Origin of the sequence: Flavobacterium ichthyis, from assembly GCF_009915155.1 — a bacterium.
Classification (GTDB): Bacteria; Bacteroidota; Bacteroidia; order Flavobacteriales; family Flavobacteriaceae; genus Flavobacterium; species Flavobacterium ichthyis.
Window position 1 is genome coordinate 84,980 of the sequence record NZ_JAABLM010000007.1, and the last position, 14,045, is coordinate 99,024.

A 14,045-nucleotide genomic window follows, 5' to 3' on the forward strand; every position below is an offset into this window, starting at 1 on the left:
TTACAATAATTATTGCATAGATAAAGTTTCGATTGAATTTAATATTTCCTTTAGATAATTTGGCAAATTTTATTACTAATTTTAAATAGACCTACACGTAACATTCACAATTTGCCAAAATGACTACACTAAAAATCCCGGGTTATATCAAAGCCGTATTCATCTCATTGCTCATTATCATCATTATTTTTTTTATGATTATGGGCAAAACGATTCTCGTTCCATTAATGGTTTCGGGTTATATTGCTATGTTGATGACTGGTTTTTGTAACCGCCTCGAACGTTGGAAAATTCCAAGGTCATTAAGTGCATTTATTGCGCTATTATTAATATCTTCTTTCTTTTTAGGGTTTCTTTATTTTGTTTTTTCGCAATTGCGCAGCTTTTCTGATGATATTGAAGCGAACATGGTGGATAATGTTAATCAATTTGCCATTAATATAAATAATTGGGTAAAAAACACTTTAGGCAAAGACCTTGGCATGGGCAATGGATTTAAAATGGAAAAAATTATTGAAATGATAGAATCCGGCGATATGTCTATTTCTGATTTATTATTTAGAACTGTTGGAACATTATCTGATGTTATATTACTACCCGTTTTTATCTTTTTTATGCTTTTATACCGTGATCATTTTGCAGTTTTTGTAACTAAGGTATTTGCCAACGAGCGAAATAGGGTACTTTTGGCACATATTGTTTCCATCCGAAAGATTGTTCATAACTACATCGTTGGTGCTGGGAAAGTAATGATTATTCTAGGGATTGTGCTTACTTTAGTATTATTTACCCTTGGGATTAAACACGCTATTTTTTTTGGATTGATTGCTGGATTTCTTAATATTATACCATATTTAGGTCCACTTTTGGGAGCCATTTTTCCGGTAGCTTATGCACTACTTACAAAAGACAGCCTTTTTTATCCGGTAGCTGTTGCAGTATCATTTACAATTGTACAATTGATTGAAGGAAGTTATCTTACCCCAAAAATAACCGGAGCCAATGTAAACCTCAACGCATTTATAACATTCGTAGGATTGCTTATTGGTGGTGCCATTTGGGGAATTGTTGGTATGATTTTGATTATTCCAACGATTGCTATTTTGAAAAAATTATTTGAGCTAAGTCCTGACACCGAACCTTATGCCTACTTGTTTGGCGAAGAGCGGACACAATGGTTTCAAAATAAAAAGCCCCTGAAATCCAACCAAGCGGAAGATAACTAGGTAATGAGAAAATTTGAAAATTCCATGATTTGAAAATTCCATGATTTGAAAATTCCATGATTTGAAAATTCCATGATTTGAAAAGTATTCTCTTCAGGAATTCTCCAAATTTTTTTATTAAAAAACGGTTGTTTCATCTCAGATGAAAATTTGAATTTTCCCTGAATAATTAGTCCCAAAAAATTTGTGAAATCGTGTTAAAAGAGAGAAACACAAAAAAACCTAACAGGTTTTGGAAACTTGTTAGGTTGGAACATTTAAATTCTTATTTTTTTTCTAAATCTCATTCAACATTCTCGAAATTTCTTCCAACTTTGGTGTCAAAATTATCTCGATTCTACGATTTTTAGCTTTAGCTTCAGCGGAAGAATTGGGTTGTAACGGTGCAAATTCGCCACGTCCTGCCGCGGTAAGGTTTTTCTTGTCGATGCCTTTATTTTCCGCCAAAATATTAACGATTGCAGTTGCTCTTTTAGTGGAAAGATCCCAGTTGTCCACAATTTGCCCGGAACCATTATACGGAACATTATCTGTATGACCTTCAATTAAAACTGAAATGTCCGGATTTTGCGCCAAAACTTTTCCTACCTCGTTAACGGCACGACGTCCTTCGGTTCCCACTGACCAACTTCCGGAACCAAACAGCAATTTATTTTCCATAGAAACATACACTTTTCCGTTTTTTTGTTCTACGGTCAAACCTTTGCCTTCAAAGCTGTTCAAGGCATTCGAAAGGGTTTCTTTCAAACGTTTCATGCTGGCTTCTTGTGCGGCAATCATACTTTCCAATTCGTCCACTCTTGCAGAACGATCTCTTAATTCAGATTGCAAACGGTTTAAACGCTCTTGTTCAGCGGCAAGTGCTTTTTCTTTGGCATCAAGCTGGGCAATCAATTCGCGGTTTTTTCCCATGTTGGTACTTAAAGCGTCGCCACTATTTTTTTCTAAAGTGGCATAGGAAGCTTTCAAATTATCCAATCCTGATTTGGAAGCTGCTAAATCTGCTGCTAAATTATCTCGTTCTGATTTTAGTTTTGCCAACTGCGATTTTAAATCGGCTGATTCATTTTCAAGCTGGTTTTTGGTCGTTGCTAATTGCTGATTTTCATCGGCAAGTGCTCGGTTTTCTTTTTTAAGATTGGTGTATTTTCCTTCGAGGTCTTTGTACACTTTTGAAGATACGCAAGAGGTCATGAATGCTAATGCGACAACTGCAAGGGTTACTTTTTTGATCATTTTATTTTGATTTTTGTTCTTATGGTTTAGCCCCGATTGAAGCGGTAATCCTTTTGGTAAAAAAATGGTGTTTTTGCTTGCTGGAAAGAGCGACCGGCAGGAAGCTCCTTTACGGCAATTGCAAAAACCCGTTTTTGACCAAAAGATTGTAGCGAAAAGCGGGATTGGCTTCAAAAATAATTTATTTTATTGAATTTCGACCATTACCGGACAATGATCCGAGTGTTTGGCATCGGATAAAATGACAGAACGTGTGAGGCGATTTTCCATATTTTTTGTGGCCAAAATATAATCGATTCGCCAGCCTTTGTTGTTATTTCGAGCGTTGGCACGATAACTCCACCACGTGTAATGGTGCGGATCTTTGTTGAAATGACGGAAAGTATCGACAAATCCGGAGTTGATGAACATGTCGAGCCAACTTCTTTCTTCGGGCAAAAAACCGGAAACTTTTGCGTTGCGAATTGGGTCGTGAATGTCGATGGCTTGATGACAAATATTGTAATCGCCGCAAATTAGAAGGTTTGGAATTTCTTTTTTGAGTTCGGAAATATAATTATGAAAATCGTCCATGAACTTAAATTTGTGGTCTAATCGCGCAATATTTGTGCCGGAAGGAAGGTACAAACTCATCACTGAAAAATCTTCAAAATCCACGCGAAGGTTTCTGCCTTCGAAATCCATGTGCTCGATTCCGGTGCCAAAAACAATTTGTTTGGGTTCGGTTTTACACAAAATGGCAACACCGCTGTAGCCTTTTTTTTGTGCGGGATACCAATAATTGTAAGGGTATCCAGCTTCTTTAATCAAGTCAAGCGGAATTTGCTCTGGAGTGGCCTTTATTTCTTGCAAACAAATAATATCGGGGTTGGCTTGCTGGAGCCAATCGAGAAATCCTTTAGTGATGGCAGCCCTGATTCCGTTTACATTATAGGAGATGATTTTCATGAAATGTAGTTTATCTTTTTTGATTTTTTTCAAAAGTAATTATTTTTTTGCGAAAAAGTTATTGATTAAAATAGGTTGATGTCTGTAATATTTTCAAGACTGATAAAGCAATTTTGCTATCTTTGTTCCTTGCACAAATACAAAATGCTGATGGGTTTAGTTACCGCCAAAGAAGTTGCAAAGGCAATAAATACTGACAAATACGGGTTTTTAGGTACTTTTTCGGGCTGGTTGCTGATGAAAATACTTAAAATTTCCACTTTAAATAAAATTTACGACAGAAATAAACACTTGAGCGAAGTGGAATTTCTCAATGCTATTTTAGATGAATTTCAGATTAAGTTTGAAATTCCTGAAGAAGATTTAAAACGTTTGCCAAAAACCGGAGCTTACATCACGGTTTCTAATCATCCTCTTGGTGGAATTGATGGGATTCTACTTTTAAAATTGATGCTCGAACGTGAACCGAATTTTAAAATCATTGCCAATTTTTTGTTGCACAGAATTGACCCGATGAAACCGTACATTATGCCGGTAAATCCGTTTGAAAATCACAAAGATGCCAAATCAAGCGTGTTGGGAATCAAGGAAACTTTGCGCCATTTGAGCGACGGGAAACCTTTGGGAATGTTTCCTGCCGGAGAAGTTTCGACTTACAAAGATGGAAAATTAATGGTGGACAGACCTTGGGAAGAAGGCGCAATAAAAATTATTAAAAAAGCAAATGTTCCCGTAGTTCCTATTTATTTTCATGCCAAAAATAGTCGTCTTTTTTATTTTCTATCAAAATTAAACGACACTTTGAGAACGGCCAAATTACCTTCGGAATTGTTGACACAAAAGGATCGCGTGATTAAAGTTCGTATTGGGAAACCTATTTCGGTTGTAGAACAAGATGAATACTCGAAAATTGACGAATATTCTGATTTTTTGCGAAGAAAAACTTACATGTTGGCCAATCCATTTGAAAAAGAAAGCCGATTGATTGATACTTCAAGTTTAAAAATCCCAAAAAGCCCGAAACGAATTGCTACACCAGCCAATCACGAGCAAATTATTCAGGAAGTTGAAGCTTTACGCAACACAACCGCCAGAATGTTACAAAGTAAAAACTACGAAGTCTTTTTTACAGAAGCAGAGAAAATTCCGAATATTTTACATGAATTGGGACGCTTGCGCGAAATTACGTTTCGTGAAGTTGGCGAAGGGACGAATGAGTCTTTGGACCTTGATAAATTTGACAAATATTACCACCACATGTTTTTGTGGGACGACGAAAACAAGCAAATTGCAGGAGCTTATCGCATGGGGTTAGGTTCTGAAATTTATCCGAAATACGGAATTGACGGGTTTTATTTGCAAGAGTTATTTCGCTTTGAACCAGAATTGTACGACATGATGAGCAAATCCATCGAAATGGGTCGTGCGTTTATCACCAAAGAATACCAGCAAAAACCCATGCCACTTTTCTTGCTTTGGAAAGGAATCGTGCATACTACGTTGCGATATCCGGAACATCACTATTTAATTGGTGGCGTGAGTATCAGCAACCAATTTTCGGATTTTTCTAAGTCGCTGATGATCGAATTTATGAAGTCGCATTATTACGATCCTTATGTGGCGCAATACGTACATCCGAAAAAAGAATTTAAGGTAAAACTTAAAGACGCCGACAAAGATTTTATTTTTGATGAAGCCGAAGCGGATTTGAATAAATTTGACAAAATCATCGATGAAATCGAACCGGGAAGTTTGCGTTTACCAGTATTAATTAAAAAATACATCAAGCAAAATGCCAAGGTAATTGCCTTTAACGTAGATCCGCTTTTTAACAATGCCGTTGACGGATTAATGTACATCAGGATTGCAGATTTGCCCGAAAGTACCGTAAAACCTGTAATGGAAGAACTTCAAGCCGAACTCGAAAAGAAACTTTCCAAAAAAGGCGAGATATAAAAAAATAAAACCCAAGAATGTGAAATCTTGGGTTTTTTGTTGGGTTTTTATTTCCAAATGGATTCTTTCAAAATTTCTTCTAAGGAATGATTTTTGATAAAATAAAACAATCTAAAACTGTGGTAAATCATTAAACCTGTTCCCAAGACGATCGCTAACTTTTTGCTGTAAAAAAGACGGTTAAAATATTCTTTTTTGTTGATTATTTCAGCAGTTAACACAACAATCGCCACAATGCAAAACAAAAAAGCAAATGGCCCCAAAATATGGTAGTCGAAACTTTTCTGCAAATCTCCTTGATACAAATACACTAGTGATTTGGTAATACCACAACCTGGGCAAGGAAAACCCGTGAGCATTTTGAAAGGACAAAGGGATTGATCTGTTTCTAAATGGTGGTCATGATTTCCTAACATCAAAAAAAACGGAATTACAAGCGTCAATAACGCGCCTGCAATTCCGTATAATTTTAACCTATAATTTTTAATCGTTGTATAATTTATTAATATCACCCTGAACAATCATTGCAGCTACCATTGGCACAAAAAATCCTAGAACTAACAAGAGTACCGACTGGTCTTTTTGACTTTCTCCTGTACGGTTGTACACGTGAGGAAGTCCTTCTTTTCCAACTAAATAATAAAAATAAAGATTTACAGGATAACAACATCCTGCGAAAATTGCTATTGGTTGAGAAATCACCTCTCTGTTAGCCACAGCATTAACAACTTGTGCTACTTTAATATTCCAATAAATTAAATAAAGACCGCACGTAATTATTCCTAAAAGTAAAACGATAATGGGATCAACTTTAAATTCTGGAACTCCATTCGGGTTTTCTTGGTTAATAATTTCCATATATAAAATGTTTTTGGTTGCGCTAAAATTAACAAAATAATTATGATTATCTACTTTATTTTACATTGTTACAAAAAAATTCTATCCACTGGTTCCCAAAGTTCAATTTTATTTCCTTCTAAGTCAAGGATGGCGGCGAATTTCCCATAATCAAAAACCTGCATTTCGCCTATGATGGTGACGCCTTCTTCTTGCAAGTGAAGTAATAATTTTTCGAGATTTTCTACTCTAAAATTTTGCATAAATGCCTTTTCCGAAGGTTGAAAATAGGTCGTATCATTGTTAAAAGGCGACCATTGAGTGGCACATTTTTCGCCTTGGTCATTTTTCCACCAAAAAGTACATCCGTAATCGTCAGTGTTTAAACCCAAATGTTTTTGGTACCAATTTTTTAGTTCCGAAGGATTTTCGGCTTTAAAGAAAAAACCGCCAATTCCTGTCACGCGTTTTTCAACTTTTTGTTTTTGGCTTTCGCCGAAGAAAAGCGCTTTGACTTTATCCACTATGGTTTGCGCGAGTTTTTCATGGCTTTCAAACGTCCAGCCTGCAATGTGTGGTGTAAGGATGACGTTTTCGGCTTTTAACAAATATTGAAAAGCTTCGGGAATGGTTTCGGATTCAAACAATGATTCAAACGATAATTTTTCGTATTCCAAAACATCCAAAGCCGCACCCAAAATTTTCCCGGATTGTAAGGCTTGCGCCAAATCTGAAGTGACCACGTTTTTACCTCGCGAAGTATTAATAAGCCAAAATGGTTTTTTAAATTTTTGGATAAATTGCGCATTAACCATCTTATCCGTTTCAGGTGTCCAAGGTAAATGAAGGCTCACAACATCGGCTTTTTCGAAAAATTCTTCGGCAGAAACTTGTTTTGCATCATTATTGGTCATGTTGGATAAAATGTCGAAGCAAATCACTTCGCAGTCAAAACCGCGCAATTTTTTGGCGAAAGCCTTACCCATATTGCCGTAACCAATGATGCCCACGGTTTTGCCATCCAACTCATGACCGCGATTTTTTTCACGGTTCCAATGTCCGGAACGAATTTCACGATCGGCTTGATTGAGCTTGTTGAAAAGCGACAAAATCATGCCTAAAGTATGTTCTCCAACCGCATTTTTGTTGCCTTCGGGAGCCGCAATCAAGGCAATATTTTTGGTCGAAGCATAATCGCAATCAATGCTTTCGAGTCCGGCACCAACCCGTGCGATAAATTTTAAATTGCTGGCTTTGTCAATAAAATTTTCATCAATTTTAAACCGACTTCTGATCACAATTCCGTGGTAATCCTGGATTTTTTCCTCAATTTCTTCCTTAGACGAAAGATAATCTTCGTGATTGGTAAAACCGGCTTCCTGCAACTGACTCCAAAGAATGGGATGGTTGCTATCGATATGGAGAATTTTTATTTCGGATGGGTTCATGGCAAGTTGTTTTGGTAAAGATAACAAATTGCTGAAACGATAAAAAAGGGAATTTTTGGGTTCCTATTTTTGGCTTATCGCCTAACTTCCCTTATAGCTTCTCCCACTGTTCCTTATGGATATTTTATGTTTTAGTCCACTGTGTTAAAATTGTTAAAAGCTGGTGAAAGTTATTAGTTTTTTGTTTCTAAATCTGGGCTTTTGAAGTTTTTTATTTCGTAAATCAAAAAAGAATTTATTGATGATATTTTGCTAGCACGGATTGCAAATCCGCGGTATAGGGGTTTCTATTTAGTATAACTTTCGATAAATGTTCCTTCACTGTTAGTGCTTTTCACTTTCAGTTTAGTTGAAGTTAATACTAAAATTTGAAAAGTGTCAGTTTCGTTTCCTGGGTCAGAATCGTCCCAAGTAATTGTAAATGAATTTCCGTTTAAAGAGTAATCTCATTTTCGATTATGTCAGGTCCAAATGTATTGTTTGAAGTTGGATTTCTATAATAGAATTTTGCTCTTTCGGCTGATGCAACTTTTAGGAACGCCCAAAAAATATTTTAAAAACCTAAGATGAGTTTGGCGATGGTAAAGTAGATTAAAATTCCGCAAATGTCGTTGCTGGTAGTGATGAATGGTCCGGTTGCTAATGCGGGATCGATTCCAAAACGGTTGAGCAATAACGGGACGAACGTGCCAATTAGCGACGCGATGATGATTACGGAAATGAGGGAAATGCTGACGGTTAAGCCTAAACTGTAACCTACGCCAAGTAGAAAATGGCTTCCGGCGATGAGGATTATGGCAAGCATAGTGCCGTTGAGTAAACTGAGTAAAACTTCTTTTACGAGTCGGTTCCAGAGGGATCCGCTGATACTTTGGTTGGCCAAACCTTGCACGACGATGGCGGATGATTGTACGCCAACATTTCCTGCCATAGCGGCAATAAGTGGCGTAAAGAAAAATAATTCGCCGTGGTTTTCCATCGCACCGCTGAAAGCGCCAAGCAATCGCACGGAAATAAATCCGCCTAAAAGTGCGAGAACTAACCACGGAAGTCGTGCTTTTGTAAGTTCGATAATGCTGTCATCGGCTTCAACGTCTTGCGAGATACCGGCTGCTAACTGGTAATCTTTGTCGGCTTCTTCTTTGATGACATCTACGATATCGTCAATTGTAATTCTTCCTACCAAACGACCGAGTTCGTCCACTACGGGAATGGCTTCCAAGTCGTATTTTTGCATAATTCGGGCAACTTCAACATCTTCTGTATCAACCGAAACGTAATCTACTTTACGGATATAGACTTCGGAAATTGGGGTTTTAGTGGAAGTGGTCAATAAATCTTTGAGCGAAAGTCGGCCTTTGAGTCTGCCTTCGTCGTCAATCACGTAAATGGAATGTACTCTGGAAACATTTTCGGCTTGAACCCGCATTTCTTTGACGCAAGTCAACACATTCCAGTTTTCATTTACTTTTACTAACTCTTTCCCCATGAGACCTCCGGCGGTATCTTCGTCATAACGCAGAAGATCTACAATGTCTTTGGCGTGTTCTACATCGACTAACTCGGAAATTACTTCGTTTTTTATTTCGGTAGAAAGTTCGGCGATAATGTCGGCAGCATCATCTGTGTCGAGCTCGTCTAATTCTTCTGCGATTTCTTTTGGCGAAAGCCTCGAAAGAATATTTTCGCGCAAATCATCTTCAAGTTCGAGGAGGATTTCGGCGGTTTTTTCTGAATCGAGAACTTTAAAAATATAGGTTGCCTGGTCGAAATCGAGTTCGTCCAAAATTTCGGCAATATCAGCATGGTGCATGTCTTGAAGTAACAATTCCAGTTGGTGCTGGTTGTTGCTTTCGATTAATGCTTCTATTTCTAGAATTAATTCCTTGCTGATTTTAAACTGCATCGGCTTCTATTTTTTGGGTAAGTTCAATAAATTGTTGGTAATCCAATTGTTCCGGACGAAGTGCAAAGATAGCGTCTTCGCGCAAATTTTCCGAAAGGTTCATAGATTTTAAGCTGTTGCGAAGGGTTTTTCGGCGTTGTTGGAAAGCGGTTTTCACAACGGTAAAAAATAATTTTTCGCTGCAAGGCAAAGTGAAGTTTTCTTTTCGCTTTAACCTTAAAACACCCGATTTTACTTTTGGTGGTGGATTAAAAACATTTTCATGCACGGTAAAAAGATATTCGGCATCATAAAAAGCTTGTACCAAAACCGAAAGTATTCCGTAAGTTTTGCTGCCTTTTTTCTCGCAGATTCTTTCGGCCACTTCTTTTTGAAACATACCTGAAAATTCCGGAACTTGGTGACGCATTTCTAAGGTTCTGAAAACAATTTGCGACGAAATATTGTACGGGAAATTTCCAATGATAGCAAAGGCTTCGCCGTTGAAAACCTCGTTGATATTGTACTTCAAAAAGTCTTTCGAAATGATGTGACCGTGCAATTTATCGTAATGTTTGTGGAGATAATCAACGGATTCTGTATCGATTTCTATCACAAAAATTTCTGCATCTTTCTCGAGCAAATATTTGGTAAGCACTCCCATTCCCGGACCAATCTCGAGTACTTTGTTGTAATTTTCGAAACCCAAGGTATCGGCAATTTTTTTTGCGATATTTTCATCGGTTAAAAAATGTTGCCCGAGGTGTTTTTTTGCCGTTACTTTTTCCATTTATGATTTAGGATTTGTGAATTTAGATATGATTTAGGATTTTGCGAAAATCATTTTCTAATTATCTAAATATCTAAATATCTAATTAAATCGATTTGTGTTCGCTGATAAATTCTAATTCTGTTCTGAAAGTCAGCATTTTAACACCAAATTTTCTCACGGCATCTTCACGCAATTTTGGTGCATCTTCGCTGTAATATTTTTTCAACATGTCGTGGCTTTCGGTGTGAAATTGAACCGAATACGTTTTACCTCCCATTTCTTCTTCCACCAAAACTTTTACCAAATGTGCTTTAGTAAATTTCCCGGTCGCCAACACTTCCGGAATGTGAACGTGTTGCATCCAATGAAGCCATTCATCGTGAACAGATTCGTCAATATTTGTAGTTACGTTGTAAATAATCATCGTTTTTGATTTAGGATTTTTGATATATGAATTAAGATTTTAGAATTTAGATTTAGGATTTTTGAAACCCTTTACTCCAAACTCTCCACTCTAAAGATTCGCGTCTCCTCTTAACTGCCTGAATTTTTTTCTTGCCGAAACAAAATAAATACTGTCTTGGTGGTTAAAAATAATCTGCTCATACAAAGCCTTGGCTTTCTCGGGGTCGTTTAATTTTTCCTGGTAAATTTTTGCAGAAAAATAAAGCGCTTCATCTACATAAATGCCGTCTTTGTGATGCTCAATGATGGATTGAAAATGATTTAAAGCCAAATTAAAATCGCCTAATTTTTCTTGAATAGTGCCAATTCTCAACAAGGTTTCATCTTCAATTTCCTGACCTTTGTATTCGTTTAAAATGTTTTGAAATTGTTCCAAAGCTTCTCGGTTGCGGTTTTGATACAACAAATAATCGCCTCGGGCAAATTTTTTCAAACCCACTTGCGTAGAATCGGCAACGGTATTATCGTTTATCAATAAAAATAATTCCAAAGCATCGTTGGCAATCAATTGCGTTGAAGCCGATTTTAATTCCTTAAATTGTTTTAAAGCCCATTCGAAATCTGTTTTAAAATAACAGGCTTTTGCCGCTTTCAAACTCGCTTCGTGACCCATTTCATCGTTTTTTAAATCTTCCTCTATTTGCGAATAATAAATCAACGCTTGATTGAATTTTTCTTCAAATAATAAAATATCTGCCAATTCCATTTTGGCGTCAGCCGCTTGGTATTTATTCAGCGGAAGCTCCAAAGTTTTCTTCAAAATATTTTTTCCTTCTTCCGGAAGTTTTAATTTGAAAGTATAAAAATTGGCCTGCAACAACTGTAATTGCAAGGTGTACGGACTTGTTCCATATTTTTTTAATAGTAAATCTATTTCGTCTTTTAAAGTCGGTAAATCTTTTGGTTGAGCTAAATCGACTTTCGCTTTCGTCAGATTAAAATCGGCATAAATTTGCAAATCGCGGTCTTGTGTATTTTCTTTGATAAAAGAAAAAATTTCATTTGCGGTTTCGATTTCATTTTCATCAACTGCTATTTGCGCAAGCCCGACTATATGTGAAAAAGAGTCGGGGTTGCGGCGGTATATGGCTTTTTCTTGAATAAATGCTTTATCATATTCTTTTTGTTGAACAAAAAACCAACTCAAAAACTCGTTCCAATACAAATCCTGTGTTTTTTGCGCCCGAAGCAAAAGCGATTTTCGCAACATCGCATTAAAATTTTCCGAAGCATCATCGTTCATAAATCTTCCTAACTGATTCTGAATCAGGACTGTATTAATTTGATTAATAAAAGCTTCGTCTAAAAAAGTTTCAATCATCAATTCGGTTTTGCCTTGTTGACCGTACAAAACCGCCATTTGAAAATTAAAATTATAATTGTCATTGGTTTTTTTTGCCAAAATATAAGCTTCAAGGGCTTGATCAATCAAAGATTTTTTCTCAAAAGTGGTTGCTACCGAATACACGTGATTTGGATTTTCGGCAATAATTTGCAAGGCTTGTTGGTAATATTTATTGGCTTTGGCTTCATTTTTTTGCAACTGAAAATTATAGCCCAATTCCACCAAAATTCCGGGTTGTTTGTATTTGGCAAAACGTTCTTCGAGCATTTTTTCGGCTTCGCCAAATTGCTGTAACTGCTGTTTAGATTCGACTAATTTTTGAAAATAAAAACTATTTCCGGGTTGGCTTTGCAACAATTCCTGGTAAGTCAATGCCGCTTTTTCAAATTCGCCTTTTTCGAAATATTGTAACGCCAATTGATCGCTTTGCGCAAAAACAAGCGATGAAAACAGCAATGCCGATAATAGGAAAATTTTTTTCATTTTCAATTTTTGTAAAAAAAGCAACGCACTAAGATAACGTTTTTAAAGTTACATCAGTGCATTGCTGTGGCAAAAAACCAAGGTTAATTGTTCGTTAATTGATGATATCAAATCCGGTGTATGGACGCAAAACATCTGGAATTACGATGCCTTCAGGAGTTTGATAATTTTCAATAATTCCGGCTAAAACGCGTGGTAATGCTAATGAACTGCCGTTCAATGTATGGGCCAATTGATTTTTTCCGTCTTTGTCTTTGAAACGTAATTTTAAACGATTTGCTTGAAAAGTTTCAAAATTAGAAACCGAAGAAATTTCTAACCAACGGTCTTGCGCAGTTGAAAACACCTCAAAATCATACGTCATTGCGGATGCAAATCCCATGTCGCCACCGCAAAGTCTTAAAATTCTATACGGCAATTTCAGTTCTTTTAAAATGCCTCGAACGTGTTCTACCATTCCTTCCAAAGCTTCGTAAGATTTTTCAGGATGTTCGATTCTCACAATTTCTACTTTGTCAAACTGGTGTAAACGGTTCAATCCACGAACGTGACTTCCGTAAGAACCCGCTTCTCTGCGAAAACATGGCGTGTAAGCCGTTGCTAAAATCGGCAATTGATTTTCGGTTAACAACACATCCCGAAATAAATTAGTTACTGGAACCTCAGCCGTTGGAATTAAATATAAATCGTCAACGGTTGAATGGTACATTTGTCCTTCTTTGTCTGGCAATTGTCCCGTTCCGTAGCCTGACGCTTCATTAACCAAATGCGGAACTTGGTATTCCTGATAACCTGCTTCGGTATTTTTATCCAAAAAGTAAGTAATCAACGCACGTTGTAATTTGGCCCCTTTTCCTTTGTAAACCGGAAATCCGGCTCCGGTAATTTTATTTCCTAATTCAAAATCGATAATGTCATATTTTTTCACCAAATCCCAATGTGGCAAAGCGCCTTCATGTAATTGCGGAATGTCGCCTTCTTGCAAAGTCGTCACGTTGTCTTCCGGCGTTTTTCCTTCCGGAACCAAATCAGCTGGAGTGTTGGGTAACAAGTATAATTGTTCGTTTAATTCTTGGGTAAAACCCTCAAGTTTTTCTGACAATTCTTTGCTTTGTTCACGAAGTGAAACCGTTTTGGTTTTCAAAATTTCTGCTTTTGCTTTTTCTCCCGATTTCATCAACGCGCCAATGTCTTTCGATAGCTTGTTGGATTCCGACAAAACATTGTCCATTTCAACTTGTGTAGCACGACGTTGTTCGTCGAGTTTCAAAGCTGCATCAACAATTTCCGTGGCATCAATATTTCTTTTCGCCAAGGCTTTCAGCACGTTTTCGCGGTTTTCTCTAAGGTGAGCAATCTGTAACATTGAACTTTTTTTTTAGTTTAAGGAAGCAAATTTAAGCAAAAAATGTTAAGACTTTACCAATAGATTTAACCGCTCGTG

The 14,045-nt window shown here is 36.9% G+C and carries 11 protein-coding genes and 1 pseudogene; 2 read left to right on the top strand and 10 right to left on the bottom strand.

Features of this window, described 5'->3' with window-relative positions; translation table 11 throughout:
* The first annotated feature begins 119 nt into the window (after nucleotides 1-119).
* On the top strand, nucleotides 120-1,226 hold the full coding sequence (locus GV828_RS07135; RefSeq protein ID WP_166536798.1) for an AI-2E family transporter: 1,107 nt from the start codon (nucleotides 120-122) through the stop codon (nucleotides 1,224-1,226).
* 276 nt (nucleotides 1,227-1,502) lie between these two features.
* Here the strand turns inward: GV828_RS07135 and GV828_RS07140 are convergent, their stop codons facing one another.
* Complete coding sequence (locus GV828_RS07140) at nucleotides 1,503-2,462, bottom strand: OmpA/MotB family protein (protein ID WP_166536799.1); 960 nt, start codon at nucleotides 2,460-2,462, stop codon at nucleotides 1,503-1,505.
* Nucleotides 2,463-2,648: 186 nt separating this feature from the next.
* On the bottom strand, nucleotides 2,649-3,410 hold the full coding sequence (locus GV828_RS07145; protein ID WP_166536800.1) for an exodeoxyribonuclease III: 762 nt from the start codon (nucleotides 3,408-3,410) through the stop codon (nucleotides 2,649-2,651).
* 150 nt (nucleotides 3,411-3,560) lie between these two features.
* On the opposite strand from GV828_RS07145, the gene GV828_RS07150 reads away from it, so the two are divergent.
* Entirely contained in the window at nucleotides 3,561-5,366 is a 1,806-nt protein-coding gene (locus GV828_RS07150; RefSeq protein ID WP_166536801.1) for a GNAT family N-acyltransferase, read from the top strand.
* A gap of 47 nt (nucleotides 5,367-5,413) precedes the next feature.
* Here the strand turns inward: GV828_RS07150 and GV828_RS07155 are convergent, their stop codons facing one another.
* From GV828_RS07155 to serS, 8 genes and pseudogenes are all read right to left on the bottom strand, one after another.
* Nucleotides 5,414-5,878, bottom strand: a complete 465-nt coding sequence (locus GV828_RS07155) for a DUF2752 domain-containing protein (protein WP_317163814.1) — start codon at nucleotides 5,876-5,878, stop codon at nucleotides 5,414-5,416.
* The gene (locus GV828_RS07160; protein ID WP_166536802.1) at nucleotides 5,850-6,224 is read right to left on the bottom strand and encodes a DUF4234 domain-containing protein; all 375 of its coding nucleotides are present in this window, start codon (nucleotides 6,222-6,224) and stop codon (nucleotides 5,850-5,852) included. Before GV828_RS07160 ends, GV828_RS07155 begins: the two co-directional genes overlap by 29 nt.
* Before the next feature lie 446 nt (nucleotides 6,225-6,670).
* A pseudogene (locus GV828_RS07165) lies at nucleotides 6,671-7,651 on the bottom strand (2-hydroxyacid dehydrogenase); the annotation flags it as partial.
* A gap of 553 nt (nucleotides 7,652-8,204) precedes the next feature.
* Nucleotides 8,205-9,557: a magnesium transporter gene (mgtE, locus tag GV828_RS07170; protein ID WP_166536804.1), complete on the bottom strand. Its 1,353-nt coding sequence runs from the start codon at nucleotides 9,555-9,557 to the stop codon at nucleotides 8,205-8,207.
* Nucleotides 9,547-10,326 (bottom strand): 16S rRNA (adenine(1518)-N(6)/adenine(1519)-N(6))-dimethyltransferase RsmA, encoded by a 780-nt coding sequence (rsmA, locus tag GV828_RS07175; RefSeq protein ID WP_166536805.1) that lies wholly within the window; start codon nucleotides 10,324-10,326, stop codon nucleotides 9,547-9,549. The genes mgtE and rsmA overlap by 11 nt, the downstream gene beginning before the upstream one ends.
* Nucleotides 10,327-10,411: 85 nt before the next feature.
* On the bottom strand, nucleotides 10,412-10,732 hold the full coding sequence (locus GV828_RS07180) for a DUF4286 family protein (protein ID WP_166536806.1): 321 nt from the start codon (nucleotides 10,730-10,732) through the stop codon (nucleotides 10,412-10,414).
* Between the two features lie 90 nt (nucleotides 10,733-10,822).
* On the bottom strand, nucleotides 10,823-12,601 hold the full coding sequence (locus tag GV828_RS07185) for a tetratricopeptide repeat protein (protein WP_166536807.1): 1,779 nt from the start codon (nucleotides 12,599-12,601) through the stop codon (nucleotides 10,823-10,825).
* 94 nt (nucleotides 12,602-12,695) lie between these two features.
* Nucleotides 12,696-13,967 (bottom strand): serine--tRNA ligase, encoded by a 1,272-nt coding sequence (gene serS, locus GV828_RS07190; protein WP_166536808.1) that lies wholly within the window; start codon nucleotides 13,965-13,967, stop codon nucleotides 12,696-12,698.
* Between the last annotated feature and the right edge of the window lie 78 nt (nucleotides 13,968-14,045).

Excerpts from the sequence above, each read along its gene's own strand:
- GV828_RS07160 (WP_166536802.1), bottom strand. The coding sequence starts at position 6,224 with ATGGAAATTATTAACCAAGAAAACCCGAATGGAGTTCCAGAATTTAAA.
- GV828_RS07185 (WP_166536807.1), bottom strand. The coding sequence starts at position 12,601 with ATGAAAAAAATTTTCCTATTATCGGCATTGCTGTTTTCATCGCTTGTT.
- GV828_RS07135 (WP_166536798.1), top strand. The coding sequence starts at position 120 with ATGACTACACTAAAAATCCCGGGTTATATCAAAGCCGTATTCATCTCA.
- GV828_RS07140 (WP_166536799.1), bottom strand. The coding sequence starts at position 2,462 with ATGATCAAAAAAGTAACCCTTGCAGTTGTCGCATTAGCATTCATGACC.
- mgtE (WP_166536804.1), bottom strand. The coding sequence starts at position 9,557 with ATGCAGTTTAAAATCAGCAAGGAATTAATTCTAGAAATAGAAGCATTA.
- GV828_RS07180 (WP_166536806.1), bottom strand. The coding sequence starts at position 10,732 with ATGATTATTTACAACGTAACTACAAATATTGACGAATCTGTTCACGAT.
- rsmA (WP_166536805.1), bottom strand. The coding sequence starts at position 10,326 with ATGGAAAAAGTAACGGCAAAAAAACACCTCGGGCAACATTTTTTAACC.
- GV828_RS07150 (WP_166536801.1), top strand. The coding sequence starts at position 3,561 with ATGGGTTTAGTTACCGCCAAAGAAGTTGCAAAGGCAATAAATACTGAC.
- GV828_RS07145 (WP_166536800.1), bottom strand. The coding sequence starts at position 3,410 with ATGAAAATCATCTCCTATAATGTAAACGGAATCAGGGCTGCCATCACT.
- serS (WP_166536808.1), bottom strand. The coding sequence starts at position 13,967 with ATGTTACAGATTGCTCACCTTAGAGAAAACCGCGAAAACGTGCTGAAA.